Below are 16,499 nucleotides of genomic sequence, written 5' to 3' on the forward strand. Positions count from 1 at the left end.
GGGCCGCCGGATGTTCATCGGGCGGCCCGCCTTTTTGCTTATTGGAAGACGGCGTTAGGATTATCCAGGCTGTCGGAACCTTCAAGCGCGATCGCGCCGAGATCCAGCGACGCAATGACGCGCTGGATGGTCTGGGTCTGGTCGATCAGGCCGTCGATGGCCGCCTGTACCGTGGCATTGCCCTCGGCATTGCCTTCGCCGATCATCTGGTCATAGGCTTCGACGGTTTCAGCGCGCTTGGCCATGGCGTTCATGGCAGCCAGCGTCTTGTCGAGTTTGCCCTTCATTTCGGCATCGAGCGCCGCATCCTTGGCAACCACCAGTTCCGACAGCGACGGCCCGGTTAGCTTTGTGCCGTCGACGCGGGTATATTCGCCGGTATAGGCAGATGCGATGCCGATGGCGTCGTTCAGATGCGAGGCATGCGTGTTGTCGGAGAAGCAATCATGCTCTTCTTCCGGGTCATGCAACAGAACGCCGAGCTTCATGCGCTCGCCGGCCAGTTCGCCATAGGACAGCGAGCCCATGCCGGTGAGGATCGTTGAGAGGCCGGCCTTTTCGTCGGCCAGCACCGACTTCGTCGCTTCACCGTCCGGCGCCCATGCGGTGACCATGTCCTGCAGGTCATTGACCAGCAAGGTCGAAGCCGACTTCAGATAGGCTGCGCGACGATCGCAATTGCCGTTGGTGCAGGCCTTGGTGTCGAAATCGGTGTAGGATCGGTTGCCGGCGCCCGGGCCGGTGCCGTTCAGATCCTGGCCCCACAGCAGGAATTCGATGGCATGGTAGCCGCTGGCGACATTCGCCTCGACTTCGCCGGCTTCATGCAGGGTATCGGCAATCAGTTCCGGAGTGATGGTGCTCGCATCGACATCGGCGCCGTTGATCTTGATCTTCGGGTTGGCGATGACATTGGCGACGTAGAGCGCATTGCCGTCGCTTTCCGTGCCGTAGCCGGCATCGACATAGTCGATCAGGCCTTCATCGAGCGGCCAGGCGTTGACCTTGCCCTCCCAGTCGTCAACGATCGTGTTGCCGAAACGATAGACTTCGGTCTGCTGATACGGCACGCGGGCCTTGATCCAGGCGGCGCGTGCAGCCTTGAGCGTTTCGTCGCTGGGCGTTGCAATCAGCGCGTCGATCGCGACATCCAGGGCTTTGGCCGTGGTCAGGGCATCCTCGAATTTGGCATGGGCGAGCACGCTATAGTGCTTGAGCACATCGGCCGGGGCCGGCGCGGCAAATGCCGGACCGGTAAAGATGGCGGCGGAAGCGACCAGAAGCGCGACAGACGCGCCGATGATGGATTTCCGGATCATGGGGTTCTCCTTCGACGCCGAGGCGCCCTCTCGATAAAACGGACGCCATGTCTTGGCCGAAAACGAAACTGGTGTCAAACAGTCGACTATAACAATGGTCGACTGAAATTGACGCCCGTCAAACGGCATCCGTCTTGCGGCGCATCCGGCAGAAGAAGAAGCCGTCGGTGTCCATGCTGGCGGGGCTGAGCGTGATGGTGCGACCATCGGCCGAGCGCGGCGGCTTCGGAGCCTTGTCGCCGAACAGTCGCTTCCAGTCTTCCAACGCAGAAACGATTTCGAATTGCGGGTTGGTCTCGCAGAATGCACGAACCTGGGCGTCATTTTCGGCCGGCAGCACGGAACAGGTCACATAGAACAGCGATCCACCCGGCTTCACATAGGCCGAGGCTTCGGTCAGAGCATCCTGCTGCTGTGTGACTCGTTCCTCGAGATTGCGCTGTGTCAGGCGCCACTTGGTGTCCGGCCGCCGACGCCAGGTACCGGTGCCGGTGCAGGGCGCATCGACCAGAACGCGGTCGAATTTTTCCTTCAGGGTGCTCAGGCTTTTCAGCGCATCATGCACCTGCACATTATGCGTGCCGGCACGCTTCAGTCGCTCGATGATCGGTGCCAGGCGCTTACGATCGGAATCATAGGCATGCACCTGCCCCTTGTTGTTCATCGCGGCCGCCATGGCGAGCGTCTTGCCGCCACCGCCGGCGCAGAAGTCGAGAACCTGATCGCCTTCGCGCGCATCGACCAGATCGGCGACGATCTGCGATCCTTCATCCTGGACTTCGAACCAGCCCTTCTGGAAGCTGAGTTCGGCCGTCACATTGGGAAGTCGCGACGGACCTTCGCCGGCTGGCACCCGCATGCCGAAGCGCGCGATCGGTGAGGCGACGGCATTGGCACGATCCAGCGCCTTCAGCACCTTGTCGCGATGGGCCTTCAAGGTATTGACACGAAGGTCGAGTGTCGGGCGGGTGGCCAGCGCCTGGGCTTCGGTCAGCCAGTCGTCTCCGAAGGCTGTTTCGAACGCCGGTTCGACCCAATCGGGAATGTCGCCCTGCACATGTGGCGGAGCGTCGGTGAGATTGCGGCTGGCAAAAGCCCGGGCCTGGGCTTCGCTCAATGGAGCGGGTGCGAAATTGTCGCCATCGAATTCGGACGCCAATTGCTCGGCTGTGTAGCCCCATTGGCGCAGCAGTACGGCCCAGCCGAGCGCGTGCGCGCTGTCGTCATCCATCAGGAAGGCATGGGAGAGTTTCATGCGCAGGGCGTCATAGACAATGTTGCCGATGGCAGCCCGGTCACCGGAACCGGCAAAGCGATGCGACAGACCCCAATCCTTCAGGGCGTCGGCAACAGGACGGCGACGGGTTTCGATATCGCTCAAAACTTCGATCGCACCGGCAAGACGGCCGCCCAAGCGCATATTCATTCTCCTCTAAAAGAAGAGAGCGTGGTAGCGGCGAACCGGAGGAAGAGCAAGCGCTTTGGCCCGCGATCCGGCAATTCGCCGTTACCCTTGTCCAAAGTTAGGCTTAGCGGATAATTTCGTAACAGACCTTGGCGTGGCCGGAACGGATCATGCCGATGTTCTGGGCGGCGGCCTTCGACAGGTCGAGCACGCGGCCGCGGATGAACGGGCCACGGTCGTTGACGCGAACCACAACGCTCTTGCCATTGTTGCGATTGGTCACCTTGATCTTGGTGCCGAAGCGCAGGCTCTTGTGCGCGGCGGTCATCTGCGACGGGTTCATACGTTCACCGGAAGCTGTCTTGGAGTGCAGGGCATACCAGGATGCGCCGCCACAGGACGATGCAGCTTCTGCACTGATCGGCGCGAAAGCACAGAGTGCAGCTATAGTTGCAATGGTGAAAATAGAGCGCCGGTTATTCGTCAAGTTTCATTTCCCTAGTCGTTGACACGAGCAGATTATTGCTTGGAAACGGCTAAGCGGGGTGAAAAGTGGCAAAAACGTGCCCTTGCGTGATCACGTAATGTTACATGACGTCACATGCGTGATTGATTCGCAGAAAATATTCACCTTAATGAAGTCTAAACGGGAAGAAAAAACCTATTGAATCCAGTTGGAACGGAGGAATCTTATTCCTCGAGTCGCCCGGAGATGTGCGATCACAAAATAAACGAAGAAAAATTCATTCGGATCGTCACATTTGCCGCCCTAATTGTGGCTGTCTGGTGGTGAAGGCCCAATCTGTAGGGGCAGCCGGGAGCGATCCAGCTGCAGCCTGACCCGGTAAAACGACTGTCAGGCCGGTTTGTTCCAGCGGCCCGAGGACAGTAGATCCTGCAGGGACTGGTAGTAGTTCGGGAAGTGGAAATCAAATCCGAGCGCCTTGATCTTGGCGTTGGAAACCCGCTTGTTCTCGCCATAGAAGGAACGCGCCATCGGGGTGAGCTCTGCGGTTTCGAACGGCTGCTCGGCCGGTGCTTCGATCCCCATCAGTCGGGCTGCCTCGGTGACAACATCCTGTGGCGGGCTCGGCATGTCGTCCGTGACATTGAAGACGCCGGCTGTCCGGGGACCGGCCAGAAACGCTGTAGCTGATGCGATGTCCTCGACGCGGATGCGATTGAACACCTGGTCCTTCTTCACCAGCCGCCGCGCGGTTCCCTGTTCGAGGTTGATGAAGGTGTTGCGGCCGGGGCCATAGATGCCCGATAGCCGCAGGATCGCAAGCGGCAGGCCGTCGCGCTGCGCCAGAGCCGTCCATGCCGTTTCGGCTTCGACGCGCTCGACCGATCGCACGGAGACCGGCTTGAGTGCCGTCTCCTCGTTGACCCAGGCGCCGTCGTGATCGCCGTAGACGCCGACGGTGGAGAGATAGCAGAGCCATTCAAGTTTGGGCATGGCGGCGCGCAAACCGTTTTCACCAAATAGACTGATCAACGGATCGCCATCACGGCCGGGCGCGATCGACTGGACCAGATGGGTGACGCCGGCCAGGACCTGCATGAGTTCGTCGGAGAGAACCTGTCCATCATAGATATAGGGTTGAAGCCCGGCTCCCCGAAGCGCCTCGGCCTTGTCGGCGCTACGGCTCGTGCCGCCGACCCAGATGTCCTGAGCGGCCATCTGACGGCCGATCGCCTTGCCCGAATACCCGGCTCCGAAAATCATCATGCGCATCTATCAGGTCTCCATCATCCATTCAGCCCGGACCGTGTCGTCGGCTTCCCGGGGCAAATGCTCCCGGCGCAGCGCGGCGAAACGATCGGGCAAAGCCAGCCGCGCCAGCGCCCAGACAGCCATGCCGCGCACGTCGGCGGATCCATCGTCCAGCAGGCTTTCGCAGGACGGAACAAGGGCTGCCGAACCGGAATTGCCGGCCGCGATCAGCACGTTGCGCACGAAACGGTCTCGACCGATGCGTTTCACCGGTGAACCGCTGAAATAGGTGCGAAACCGGCTGTCGTCCAGCGTCAGGAAGAAGGCAATGTCCGGCGCCTTCAGGTCCTCGCGGGCCTTGAGCTTCATCTCGCGCGCTTCGGCCGCGAACTTGTTCCACGGACAGGCCGCCAGACAGTCGTCGCAGCCATAGATCCGGTTGCCGAAAGCCGGCCGGAGCGCCGCGTCGATGACGCCCTTGTGCTCGATCGTCAGATAGGAAATGCAGCGCCGGGCGTCGATCTGGTAGGGCGCCGGAAAGGCGTCGGTCGGGCAGGCGTCGAGACAGGCCCGGCAGGAGCCGCAATGGTCGCGCTCGCCCTCATCGATCTCAAGCTCTGCGGTGGTGAACAGGCTGCCGAGAAACAGCCAGGATCCGAATTCGCGGCTGACCAGATTGGTGTGTTTGCCCTGCCAGCCGAGGCCGGCTGCGGCAGCCAGCGGCTTTTCCATTACCGGGGCCGTATCGACGAAGACCTTGACGTCGGCGCCGGCTCTGGCGGCAAAACGTGTGGCGATCTCCTTCAGGCGGCCCTTGATGACGTCATGATAGTCGCGATTGCGGGCATAGACGGAAATGGCAGCCTTGTCCGGCAGCGCCTGCAACGCGCGGGGATCTTCGTCGGGACCGTAGTTCATCCCGAACATCACGATGGAGCGCACGTCGGACCAGAGTACACGCGGATCGCCGCGGCGTTCGATCGTCTCTTCCATCCAGGCCATCGTGCCATGGCGTCCGGCGTCGACGAAGTGCTGGAGACGTTCCGGTGCCTGTGGAATGGCGTCGGGCAGCGTGATGCGACAGAGATCGAAGCCCTGGGCCGCGGCCTCCTTGCGCAGGAAGCCGGTGAGATCGGTCCGCCGCTTGATGACCTTCGGATCGCTCTGCGGCTCGTCCATGGCCGGATCCGTCAGAAATCGAGATCGGCGTAATGCGACACGGGTGTGAGGCCGCGCAGGCGCTCGGTCAGCAGCGGGCGGAAGGACGGACGCGATTTCAGCCGCTGGTACCATTCCTTGGCAACCGGGAATTCCACCCATTCGATCTCGCCGAGATAATCGAGCACAGACACGGCAGAGGCCGCCGCGAGATCGGCATAGCTCAGCCGTTCGCCCGCCAGCCATTGCCGTGATCCGGCAAGCCAGCTCAGATATTTCATGTGCTGGCGAATATTGCCGCGTGCGGTGCGCAGGATCTTGGAATCCGGGGCGCCGCCGCCAAGGCCGTTCGGGATGATCAGCTTGTAAACCCGTTCGCGGACCAGCGGCTTGGTGACATCCTGCTCCATCTTCTGCAGGAACCACTCGGTCAGCCGGCGGATTTCCGCCCGCTGGAACGGATCTTCGGCCAGCAACCGCCGGTCGCGCTTCAACACGCCATGGGTCTCGTCGAGGAATTCCGAAATCACCATTGGGCCGCAGAGCGCGCGCATATTGTCGTCAACATAGACGGGCAGAGTGCCGGATGGATTGAAGGCCAGAAATTCCCGACGCTTCTCCCATGTCTGTTCTTCGACGAGATCGACCTGGAAGCCGTATTCGGAGAGCACCAGACGGATGAACCGCGACGATGTGGACATGGAGTGGTGGTAGAGGGTCGGCATTGTTACTCGAATTCTTGGAATTTCGCCTGCCGGTACGCCCGTGCGAGAGGCGACTGGTCATGACCTCGGCTTCCAAGCTATAGGAGCTTGGTTACCGCAATACAAGCAAATCGCTTCGCCATCCCGCCCTGAAAGAGTTTCCATGGAAGACCAATCCATCATCAGCGCCCTCGTGCTCGGCCTTATCGAGGGTCTGACGGAATTCATTCCCGTTTCCTCGACGGCTCATGTTCTTCTCGCCGGCCATTTCCTCGGTTTCGAATCACCGGGCAATACCTTCGCCGTGCTGATCCAGCTGGGTGCGATCCTGGCGATCCTCAGTGTCTATTTTACCAAGCTGCTCGGCATTGCGCTGTCGCTGCCGTCCAGCCCTGAAAGCCGTCGTTTCGTGATGGCGGTGCTGATCGGCTTCCTGCCGGCCGCCGTCATCGGCGCGCTGGCGCATGATTTCATTAAGACCGTGCTGTTCGAGACGCCGATGCTGATCTGTGTCGTGCTGATCCTCGGCGGGTTCGTGCTTTTGTGGATCGATCGCCAGCCTTTGACGCCGAAATATACCGACGTCACGCAATATCCGCTGTCGCTGGCGTTGAAGATCGGTTTTTGCCAGTGTGTTGCGATGATCCCCGGCACCTCGCGGTCCGGCGCGACCATCGTGGGTGCGCTATTGCTCGGGGCGGACAAGCGTTCCGCGGCCGAGTTTTCGTTCTTTCTGGCCATGCCGACTATGGCCGGCGCCTTTGCGCTCGATCTCTACAAGAACCGCGACGCGCTGAGTTTCGACGACGGCACGATCATCGCGATCGGCTTCGTGGCGGCGTTTTTCACGGCGCTGCTGGTGGTCAGGTCTTTGCTGGATTTTGTCTCGAAGCGTGGTTATGCGCCGTTCGCCTGGTGGCGGATCGTGATCGGGACCATAGGGTTGGTCGGTCTGCTACTCAGCCGTTAAGCTCAAGTCCGACCGCACGATACAAAAATGGCCACCTGATTGGGTGGCCCTTTTTGTTGTGTCTTATTCGGACGCCGTGATCGAGCTCGTGCTGCACGGATCGACGCCATAGGCCGGGGAGCAATTGCCCTTGCGTGCTGCCACTGTCGAAGGTGCGAGGAACGAACCGGCGATGATCACCAATGCCGCACACGCAAAGAACAGTGCGATGGACTTGCCCATAAAATGCCTCATGAGGTGTAAAAGACTTGGGCTAGCGTTCATTCTCGCCCTGCCGTTGGGGCCGAGTCTTTACGCATTGCCGTCGGAGGCATCAATAGAGGATCTTGCTTTATCCGCGGTTAACGCAGGTGTTTCCGCGACTGCGTCATTTGTGCAACGTCGAAACAGTTGACCTGCGTCGGGCCGCCCTCAGGCGGCCTTGCCGGAACCGGTGAACTGGCCGTGCGGGCGGAAATGCACCAGATAGGTCGGCAGGATGGAGGCGACCTTGACCGGCTGGATCCCCATGCCTTCGAGGGTACGGCCTTCGGCCTTGGCACCGTCCGACACGACGTTGTCGCGCTTCAGCAGCGTGACCTGGTCGCTGGTCAATGGCGGCGTGATCAGCGGAATGGCGGAGGCAATGCTGCCGATCATCGAGGCAATGCTAAACGGCATGGGCACGAGCGCACGCTTGCGGCCGATCACCTCGAGCATGGTCTGCAGACACTGCTTGAAGGTCAGCACGTCGCGCCCGCCGAGTTCGTAGATCTTGCCGGAGGCAATCTTGCCGTCGACAGAGAGCGCAACGGCTTCGGCGACATCTTCGACATACACCGGCTGAAACTTCGTCTTGCCGCCGCCCACCAGCGGCAGGAAAGGCGAGATGCGGGCCATGGCGGCGAACTTGTTGAAGAAGCTGTCTTCCGGTCCAAACACGATCGACGGCCGCAGGATCGTCGCATCGGGGAGGGTCGACTGGATCGCGGCTTCCGCACGACCCTTGGTCGAGGCGTAGATGGACGAAGACTGCGCATCGGCACCGATGGCAGAGATATGCGTCAGGCGGGCACCGGCTGCACGCGCGGCTTCAGCGACGGCACGGGCGCCGAATTCCTGTACGGCGTCGAAGCTGTTGCGGCCGTTTTCAAACAGGATGCCGACGCAGTTGACCACATGATCGGCGCCCTGCACGGCCTTGTCTATCGATCCGCGATAGCGGAGGTTCGCCTGGACGAAGGATATCTGGCCGACATTGCCGAGCGGCTGCAGGAAGCCGGCAAGATCGGGACGGCGGACGGCAACACGAATACGGTAGCCGCGACGTGCCAGAGCCCGAACGACATGCCGCCCCACGAAGCCCGAGCCTCCGAAGACGGTGACGAGCGGCGGAAGGTTCGACAAGGTCATGGTGGGCTCCCCTGGACTGAATCTGGACTGCATTTGAACTGCGATTGAACGGCATCGGCGCGCAAGACGCCCATGGATTGTGGCTTGTCTTAGCCGAATCGCAGCCGCAGCGAAAGGGCTGATCAGGCCCGTGCGGGCGAGACAAACAGCCTCAGATACCCTCGACGACCATCATGTCCGCATCGGCCACGTCCTGGCGGATTTTGGCGGCAATCTGGTATTCCGGTGAATTGTAGCAATCGACCGCCGCCTGGTGCGACGGAAACTCGATGATCACGTTGCGCGGCCGGACATTGCCCTCGAGCTCGGTGACATCACCGCCACGCGCGAGGAAGTTTGCGCCGTATTTCTCAAACGCCGGCTTTGCCGCGGCGACATAGTCCTTGTAGCGCTCGGCGTCCCGAACGGTGACATGCGCAATCCAGTATCCCTTGGCCATGCTCTTCTCTCCCTTTCGTGAATGAACCCAGTGTCAGCGAGCGGCTTGAAGCGCCGCGTCCATTTCCGCAAGGATCGCCAGAGCCGCCGCCTTCGGGTCGGCTGCCTTGACGATCGGGCGGCCGACGACGAGATGGCTCGAGCCGGCTTTGAGTGCATCGGCGGGCGTCATCACCCGCTTCTGGTCGCCCTTGTCGGCGCCGGCAGGCCGGATACCCGGTGTCACCAGCGCCATATCCGGGCCGATGATCGAACGCACGGCGGCGGATTCTTCCGCCGAACAGACGATGCCGCCCATGCCGGCGGCGCGCGCCTGCTCGGCGCGCTTCAGCACCAGCGTATGCGGATCATATTCGTAGCCGGCATCGACCAGGTCCTGTTCGTCCATCGAGGTCAGCACCGTGACGCCGAGCAGGCATAGATCCGAACCTTTGGCTGCTTCGACGGCAGCACGCATCGCCTTCGGATAGGCATGCAAAGTCAGCATCGACATGCCCATCTTGGCGATGTTTTCGACGCCGGAGGCGACCGTGTTGTCGATGTCGAGCAGCTTCATGTCGAGGAAGATCTTCTTGCCGCTCTGGGCAAGGTCGCGGGCAAATTCCAGGCCGCCGGCAAAGACCAGCTGGTAGCCGATCTTGTAGAAGGAAACGCTGTCCCCGAGTTGGGCGACGATGGCCTCGGCCTCGGTTATGGTGGGGACGTCCAGTCCGACGATGAGACGGTCACGTGCGCTCAAGGGGCTTACTCCTGTCAGATCTCCATGGCCGTCCAGTCGCACGGCACGGAAAGATCTGCAAGAGAGAAGAGACGGCTTTCATCGGTGCAGTCGATGGATGTGGCAAGCCGGACGCGCAGGATCTGAAAACGGACATGGGCGGGAAGATCCCGCCCATGTCATCGGCTTGCAAGGTGGCTTTATGTCATTCCGCAGCGACGGAATGTTCAACGCCTGTGGCCGTCTGGCTGTTGGCCGGTTCCCGGTCATGCTGGACCAGCGGCCGGTTGCCGGCGAGCCTGCGCAGCAGGACATAGAAGACCGGCGTCATGAAGATGCCGAAGAAGGTCACGCCGATCATGCCGGAGAACACCGCGACACCCATGGCCGAGCGCATTTCCGCACCCGCGCCGGTGGACACGACCAGCGGCACGACACCCATGATGAAGGCCATCGACGTCATCAGGATCGGGCGCAGGCGCAACTTGCTGGCCTCGATCGCTGCCCGGACCGGCGTCCGACCTTCGAACTCGAGTTCGCGGGCGAATTCGACGATCAGGATCGCATTCTTCGCCGATAGTCCGACAAGCACCACCAGACCGATCTGGGTGAAGATATTGTTGTCTCCCCCCGTCAGCCACACACCGGTCAATGCAGCAAGCACGCCCATCGGCACGATCATGATGATCGCGATCGGTAGCGTCAGGCTTTCATACTGGGCAGCCAGCACCAGATAGACGAGTAGCAAGGCCAGCGGGAAGACAACGATGCTGGAATTGCCGGCGAGGATCTGCTGGTAGGTGAGATCCGTCCATTCGAAATCGATCCCGGCAGGCAGCGTTTCGTCGGCGATCTTTTCGATCGCCGCCTGTGCCTGGCCCGACGAGAAGCCCGGTGCCGGGCCGCCGTTGATATCGGCAGACAGGAAGCCGTTGTAGCGTGTTGTGCGTTCCGGTCCGGTCGTGGCATCGACCTTTAGCAGTGCCGACAGCGGGATCATCTGGCCCGACTGCGAGCGCACCTTCAACTGGCTGATATCCTCGGCCTTGGCGCGGAACTTGGCATCCGCCTGGACGCGCACGCTGTAGGTACGGCCAAAGGCGTTGAAGTCGTTGACATAGAGCGAGCCGAGATAGATCTGCAGTGTTTCGAAGACATCCGAGACCGAGACGCCGAGCTGCTCGGCCTTGGCGCGATCGAGATCGGCATAGAGCTGCGGCACGTTGATCTGGTAGCTCGAGAAGATGCCGGCGAGTTCCGGTGTCTGGTAGGCCTTGGCGATAAAGGCCTTGGTGGCCTCATCGAGGGCGAGATTGCCGAGACCGGCGCGGTCCTCGATCTGCAGCTTGAAACCGCCCGTCGAGCCGAGGCCGTTGACCGGCGGCGGCGGGAACATGGCGATGAAGGCATCCTGGATGCCGGCATATTTCTGGTTCAGCGCCATGGCGATGGCGCCGCCCGAAAGTTCCGGCGATGTACGCTCCTCGAAATCGTCGAGAACGGCGAACACGATGCCGGCATTCGAGCCGATGGTGAAGCCGTTGATCGACAGGCCTGGGAAGGCGATGGCATGGGCGACGCCGGGCTGTTCCAGCGCGATGTCGCTCATTTTCTTGATCACCTCTTCCGTGCGGTCGAGGGTGGCGCCGTCCGGCAGCTGGGCAAAGCCGATCAGATACTGCTTGTCCTGCGCCGGCACGAAGCCGCCGGGAACAGCGCTGAACGTTGTATAGGTGAGTGCCACCAGTCCGAGATAGACGATCATCACCAGCGACTTGCGCGACAGCAGACCGCCGACGCCGCGGGCATAGCTGTTCGATGCCGCGCCGAAGGCCCGGTTGAAGCCGCGGAAGAACCAGCCGAAGATCCGGTCCATGAACCGGGTCAGCCAATCCTTCGGTGCGTGATGGTCCTTCAACAGAAGGGCAGCCAGCGCCGGCGACAGGGTCAGCGAGTTGATCGCCGAGATGACCGTCGAGATGGCGATCGTCAGGGCGAACTGCCGGTAGAACTGGCCGGAAAGGCCGGAGATGAAGGCAAGTGGCACAAAGACGGCGACCAGCACCAGCGCGATCGCGATGATCGGGCCGGAAACTTCCTTCATTGCCTTGTAGGTCGCATCGCGTGGACTGAGGCCGTTTTCGATGTTGCGCTCGACGTTTTCGACGACGACGATCGCGTCATCGACCACGATGCCGATGGCGAGCACCAGCCCGAACAGCGTCAATGCGTTGATCGAGAAGCCGAAGGCATACATCACGGCGAATGTGCCGATGATCGAGACGGGTACGGCGATCAGCGGAATGATCGATGCGCGCCAGGTTTGCAGGAATATGATGACGACGAGAACGACGAGCGCCACGGCCTCAAGCAGCGTGTCGACGACCTTTTCGATCGAAGCCCGCACGAACTTGGTGGTGTCATAGGCAATCTCGTATTTCACCCCTGTCGGCATGGCGAGTTGCAACTCGTCCATGGTCGCCCGGACATTGTCGGCGATCTCGATCGCGTTCGAGCCGGGGGCCTGAAGCACGGCGACTGCGACCGCCGGCTGGCCGTCCAGCAGCGAGCGCAGCGTGTAGTCTGCAGCGCCAAGCTCGATGCGGGCAACGTCGCGCAGGCGGGTGATTTCGCCGTTTGCACCGCTCTTGACGATGATGTTGCCGAATTCCTCAGGCGTCTGCAGACGGCCCTGCGCATTGACGTTGAGCTGCAGGTCGACGCCCGGCAGGCTTGGCGAGGCGCCGATGATGCCGGCTGCGGCCTGGACGTTCTGGCCGCGGATGGCGTCGGTGATGTCGCTGGCGGCGAGCGAATGTTCGGCCGCCTTCTGCGGATCGATCCACACACGCATCGAGTAGTCGCCGGCACCGAAGACCTGAACCTGGCCGACACCCTGGATACGGGCAAGCCTGTCTTTTACGTTCAGCGTCGCATAGTTGCGCAGATAGGTGATGTCGTAGTCGTCCACCGTGGAGACCAGGTTGACCACCATGATGAAGTCCGGCGAACTCTTGACCGTGGTCACGCCGAGGGCACGCACTTCCGCCGGCAGGCGCGGTTCCGCCTGGGAGACGCGGTTCTGCACCAATTGTTGCGCCTTGTCGGCATCGGTGCCGAGCTTGAACGTCACGGTCAGCGTCAGCACGCCGTCCGATGTCGCCTGGCTGGACATGTAGAGCATGTCCTCGACGCCGTTGACCTGCTCTTCGAGCGGGGTCGCCACCGTTTCTGCAATCACGGTCGGGTTTGCACCCGGATAGACGGCACGCACCACGATAGATGGCGGAACGACGTCGGGATATTCGGAGATCGGCAGGGATCGCATTCCGATCAGACCTGCGACCATGATCAGGATCGACAGCACGCCGGCAAAGACCGGCCGGTCGATAAAGAACCTGGAGATATTCATGTCAAAACCCTCTCTCTGGGGATGAACAAGAGGCGAGAAAAACCTGTCCCGCAGCGGGGTGGCTGCGGGGAGGATGGCGGTGGATCACGAAGGGCCGGCGGCGCGGGGCTGCCGGCCGTCAATCAGTTGTTGGCGACCTTGGCTTCGGCCTGCGGATCGACAACCGCGCCGGGGCGGATGCGCTGCAGTCCGTTGACAACGATCCGGTCGCCGGCATTCAGGCCCTTTTCGACGATGCGCATGCCGTCGACCGAGAGGCCGAGCACCACCTGCCGATAGGCAACCGTGTTGTTCGCATCGACGACGAAGACGAATTTCTTGTCCTGGTCGGTGCCGATTGCCTTTTCGCTGATCAGAAGCTGGTTGTCGCTTTCCGGCTGACCCATGCGTACCCGCACGAACTGGCCTGGGATCAGACGACCCTCGGGATTGTCGAAGACGGCGCGGACACGGATCGTACCGCTGGCCGCATTGACCTCGTTATCAACGAGTTGCAACTTGCCGTGGATCGGCGTTCCTTCGTCGGCCAGCGTGCCGATTTCCACCGGAATGCGCTCAATGGCCGGCAGGCCGTTTTCGACCGGCAGGCTGGCGAGCGCCCGGCTGACCAGTTCCTCGCCCGCATCGAAGCTCGCATAGATCGGGTCGGACGACACCAGGGTCGTCAACGGCGTCGAGCCGGAGCCTTCGGCGACCAGATTGCCGGGTGTGATTTCGAGCTTGCCGACGCGTCCGTTGATCGGCGCGCGGATTTCGGTGTAGTCGAGATTAAGCTGCGCAGACTTGAGCTGGGCCGTCGCCGACTGGAGGGCGGCAAGCGCCTCCTTGTGGGTGCTTTCGCGCTGGGCCAGATCGCTCTGCGAAATGGTATTGCGCGACGACAGGGTCTTGCCGCGGTCAAGCTCGGTCAGAGCCAGATCGACACGGGCCTGGGCCGAGGCGACCTGACCTTCCGCCTGGGCAACCAGGGCTGCATAAGGCGCGGGATCGATGGTGATCAGCCGGTCTCCGGCCTTGACCATGCTGCCTTCGCGAAAGTGTACGGACTGCACAGCACCCGCCACCCGCGACCGAAGCTGGACCCGGTCGACGGCTTCCAGACGGCCGGAAAACTCCTGCCAGATTGTCACCTTGCGCGGCTCGACGGCGGTCACAGTGACCGGGATCGCGGGCGCAGCGGCGGCGGCATCTGTCGAGGCGGCATTGGCCACGTTCGGCGGATTGAAGTGAAACACAGCGCCTGTCAGGGACACGGCAACACTGAGGCCGGCGCCCCACAGGGCCCAGCGTAGCTTCTTCGACGTCATCTTGGTCTCCTTGGCTCGAAATCGAGCCCGTCATGTTGTTTTAAATGCACATTTCAATGTTTCAGGTCGGCGACGAAATCTTCGAACTGGCGACACAAGGGCTTGAGCCAGTCACCGCTTTCGTCGCCGTATATGCCCGTCCATCCGGAAGACGCCGGGAAACTGTGTCGCGTGACAGGCACGCCTGCCTTTTTCAGCCGCGTCGCATAGGCGATTGCCTCGTCGCGAAGCGGATCGTTGTCCGCCGTCAGCACCAGCGCCGGCGCGACGCCGGCAAGCCGGGTGCATTGGCAAAGCGCCGCGTAGGGATGGGAGAAATTCCCAGCCAGCGACAGATAGCGGCTCCAGCCGTCAGACCAGCGCTGCCGCATGCCGATCCTGTCTGCTTCGCGAAACGATGCCGTGGTCATCAGCGGATCGATCATCGGCGACAACAGGATTTGTCCGTCGAGTTCGCCGGGAATGAGATCCCGTGCCTTCAGGGCAACCCCGGCCGCTACATTGCCGCCGGCCTCTTCGCCAACCACGAGAAGCAGCGATTTGCCGTAGCCGGATTTCTTTCGCCGGCTGTTCAGGCAGTTCAATGCGTTGAATGCGCAGTCCAGCACATGCGGAAAGGCGTTGCGCGACTGGCGGCTGTAATCCGCTTCGACCACGAAGGCGCCGGTGTCAGCCAGCGCCCGGGCAACGGGGCGTTCACGGTCGTCGAGCTCAGACCCGAGGAACGCGCCGCCACGCAGGTAGAGCACCAACGGTGACGACTTCGTCACGGACGCACCCTGGTAGATACGCACGCTCAACGGCGAAGCCGACGGCCCGTTCAGGGCTATGTTTTCCCACTGCGCTTTCATTGAATTACCTTTGGCGGCACCCCATAAAAGGTGGCGACGGCTGGTCATCACTTGGGAACAATATTATTATCCCGATTAATATGCACAAGCATGCCGATTGTGATAATACTATTCCGAATTCAAGGATAATGGTGCGACGCACAAGGAGGGGTCATGGATCAGCTATCGGCCATGCGAGTTTTCGTCCGGGTGGTGGAGACTGGCAATTTCACCCGCGCGGCAAGCAGCCTGAGCATGCCGAAGACCTCCGTGACCAACCTGATCCAGGGCCTGGAGGCGCATTTGCGCACCACCTTGCTCAACCGCACCACACGTCGGGTCATGGTGACGACAGAGGGCGCCCTCTATTATGAACGCGCCACGCAATTGCTCAGTGAACTGGAGGAACTGGACGGCAGTTTTTCCAGCGCACAGACCCAGCCGTCGGGACGCTTGCGCGTTGAAATGGCAGGCGTTTTTGCCGATCTCGTCGTGATGCCTGCGATCTGCGATTTCTACATGCGTTATCCCGATATCCGGCTCGATATCGGTGTCGGTGACAGGCTGGTCGACTACATCGCCGAAAACGTCGATTGCGCGTTGAGGGCTGGGACGCCGACCGACCTTTCGCTGGTTGCGCGCAAGGTCGGCGAACTGGAGATGCAGACTTACGCCGCGCCATTCTACATCGAGAATTTCGGTGAGCCGAAGCATCCGAAGGAGCTGGAATCGGAGCATTTCTGCGTCGGCTACCTCAATGCCCAGTCAGGGCGGGTCATGCCGATGGACTTCGAGCGACAGGGCGAGGCGCTTGAGATTTCGCCCAATTATATCGTTTCGATCAATGATAGCCGCTCCTATGTCAACGCGGCCATTTCCGGCATGGGCGTGATCCAGGCACCGGAATTCATGGTCAGCGCCGCGGCCGAAAAAGGGGAACTCGTTCCCGTGCTGACCGAGTGGCGGCGCGATCCGCTGCCGCTCTATGTCGTTTATCCGCAGACCCGGCATCTGAGCAACAAGGTCCGCGTCTTTGTCGATTGGCTGGCCAAGGAGTTGCAGGCGGTCGGGCGGGAACAAATCCCGGTCCGCAAAGCGAGCTGCGCAGTCTCGGCATGATCGCGCGTGT

The 16,499-nt window shown here is 61.4% G+C and carries 15 protein-coding genes; 2 read left to right on the forward strand and 13 right to left on the reverse strand.

Annotation, left to right across the window (positions count from 1 at the left end; all coding sequences use genetic code 11):
- Positions 1-38 precede the first annotated feature (38 nt).
- The 6 genes from LQ231_RS03955 to LQ231_RS03980 all read right to left on the reverse strand — a co-directional run bounded on the left by LQ231_RS03955 (position 39) and on the right by LQ231_RS03980 (position 6,324).
- Positions 39-1,319: an imelysin family protein gene (locus LQ231_RS03955; protein ID WP_230170372.1), complete on the reverse strand. Its 1,281-nt coding sequence runs from the start codon at positions 1,317-1,319 to the stop codon at positions 39-41.
- A gap of 118 nt (positions 1,320-1,437) precedes the next feature.
- The gene (locus tag LQ231_RS03960) at positions 1,438-2,739 is read right to left on the reverse strand and encodes an RsmB/NOP family class I SAM-dependent RNA methyltransferase (protein WP_230170373.1); all 1,302 of its coding nucleotides are present in this window, start codon (positions 2,737-2,739) and stop codon (positions 1,438-1,440) included.
- Positions 2,740-2,848: 109 nt separating this feature from the next.
- The gene (locus tag LQ231_RS03965) at positions 2,849-3,211 is read right to left on the reverse strand and encodes a septal ring lytic transglycosylase RlpA family protein (protein WP_113139561.1); all 363 of its coding nucleotides are present in this window, start codon (positions 3,209-3,211) and stop codon (positions 2,849-2,851) included.
- Positions 3,212-3,580: 369 nt separating this feature from the next.
- Positions 3,581-4,462, reverse strand: a complete 882-nt coding sequence (locus tag LQ231_RS03970; protein ID WP_230170374.1) for an SDR family oxidoreductase — start codon at positions 4,460-4,462, stop codon at positions 3,581-3,583.
- 3 nt (positions 4,463-4,465) lie between these two features.
- Complete coding sequence (gene queG / locus LQ231_RS03975) at positions 4,466-5,620, reverse strand: tRNA epoxyqueuosine(34) reductase QueG (protein WP_230170375.1); 1,155 nt, start codon at positions 5,618-5,620, stop codon at positions 4,466-4,468.
- An 11-nt stretch (positions 5,621-5,631) separates the two neighbouring features.
- The gene (locus LQ231_RS03980; RefSeq protein ID WP_113139558.1) at positions 5,632-6,324 is read right to left on the reverse strand and encodes a glutathione S-transferase family protein; all 693 of its coding nucleotides are present in this window, start codon (positions 6,322-6,324) and stop codon (positions 5,632-5,634) included.
- 142 nt (positions 6,325-6,466) lie between these two features.
- On the opposite strand from LQ231_RS03980, the gene LQ231_RS03985 reads away from it, so the two are divergent.
- Complete coding sequence (locus LQ231_RS03985) at positions 6,467-7,273, forward strand: undecaprenyl-diphosphate phosphatase (protein ID WP_230170376.1); 807 nt, start codon at positions 6,467-6,469, stop codon at positions 7,271-7,273.
- A 63-nt stretch (positions 7,274-7,336) separates the two neighbouring features.
- Here the strand turns inward: LQ231_RS03985 and LQ231_RS03990 are convergent, their stop codons facing one another.
- The 7 genes from LQ231_RS03990 to LQ231_RS04020 form a co-directional block, all read right to left on the reverse strand.
- Positions 7,337-7,495 (reverse strand): hypothetical protein, encoded by a 159-nt coding sequence (locus LQ231_RS03990; RefSeq protein WP_007598698.1) that lies wholly within the window; start codon positions 7,493-7,495, stop codon positions 7,337-7,339.
- A gap of 189 nt (positions 7,496-7,684) precedes the next feature.
- Positions 7,685-8,665 carry a complex I NDUFA9 subunit family protein gene (locus LQ231_RS03995; protein WP_230170377.1) on the reverse strand — a complete coding sequence of 327 codons (981 nt, stop codon included), beginning with the start codon at positions 8,663-8,665 and terminating at the stop codon, positions 7,685-7,687.
- Positions 8,666-8,816: 151 nt separating this feature from the next.
- Complete coding sequence (locus tag LQ231_RS04000) at positions 8,817-9,104, reverse strand: DUF1330 domain-containing protein (RefSeq protein ID WP_230170378.1); 288 nt, start codon at positions 9,102-9,104, stop codon at positions 8,817-8,819.
- Positions 9,105-9,137: 33 nt separating this feature from the next.
- Positions 9,138-9,842 carry an orotidine-5'-phosphate decarboxylase gene (gene pyrF / locus LQ231_RS04005; RefSeq protein ID WP_230170379.1) on the reverse strand — a complete coding sequence of 235 codons (705 nt, stop codon included), beginning with the start codon at positions 9,840-9,842 and terminating at the stop codon, positions 9,138-9,140.
- A 184-nt stretch (positions 9,843-10,026) separates the two neighbouring features.
- Entirely contained in the window at positions 10,027-13,233 is a 3,207-nt protein-coding gene (locus LQ231_RS04010) for a multidrug efflux RND transporter permease subunit (protein ID WP_230170380.1), read from the reverse strand.
- Positions 13,234-13,355: 122 nt separating this feature from the next.
- Complete coding sequence (locus LQ231_RS04015; protein ID WP_230170381.1) at positions 13,356-14,540, reverse strand: efflux RND transporter periplasmic adaptor subunit; 1,185 nt, start codon at positions 14,538-14,540, stop codon at positions 13,356-13,358.
- 53 nt (positions 14,541-14,593) lie between these two features.
- Entirely contained in the window at positions 14,594-15,391 is a 798-nt protein-coding gene (locus LQ231_RS04020) for an alpha/beta hydrolase (RefSeq protein WP_113139551.1), read from the reverse strand.
- Between the two features lie 153 nt (positions 15,392-15,544).
- On the opposite strand from LQ231_RS04020, the gene LQ231_RS04025 reads away from it, so the two are divergent.
- Positions 15,545-16,489 carry a LysR family transcriptional regulator gene (locus LQ231_RS04025; RefSeq protein ID WP_113139550.1) on the forward strand — a complete coding sequence of 315 codons (945 nt, stop codon included), beginning with the start codon at positions 15,545-15,547 and terminating at the stop codon, positions 16,487-16,489.
- Positions 16,490-16,499 lie beyond the last annotated feature (10 nt).

This window comes from Rhizobium sp. CECT 9324, assembly GCF_918741265.1.
GTDB lineage: Bacteria > Pseudomonadota > Alphaproteobacteria > Rhizobiales > Rhizobiaceae > Allorhizobium.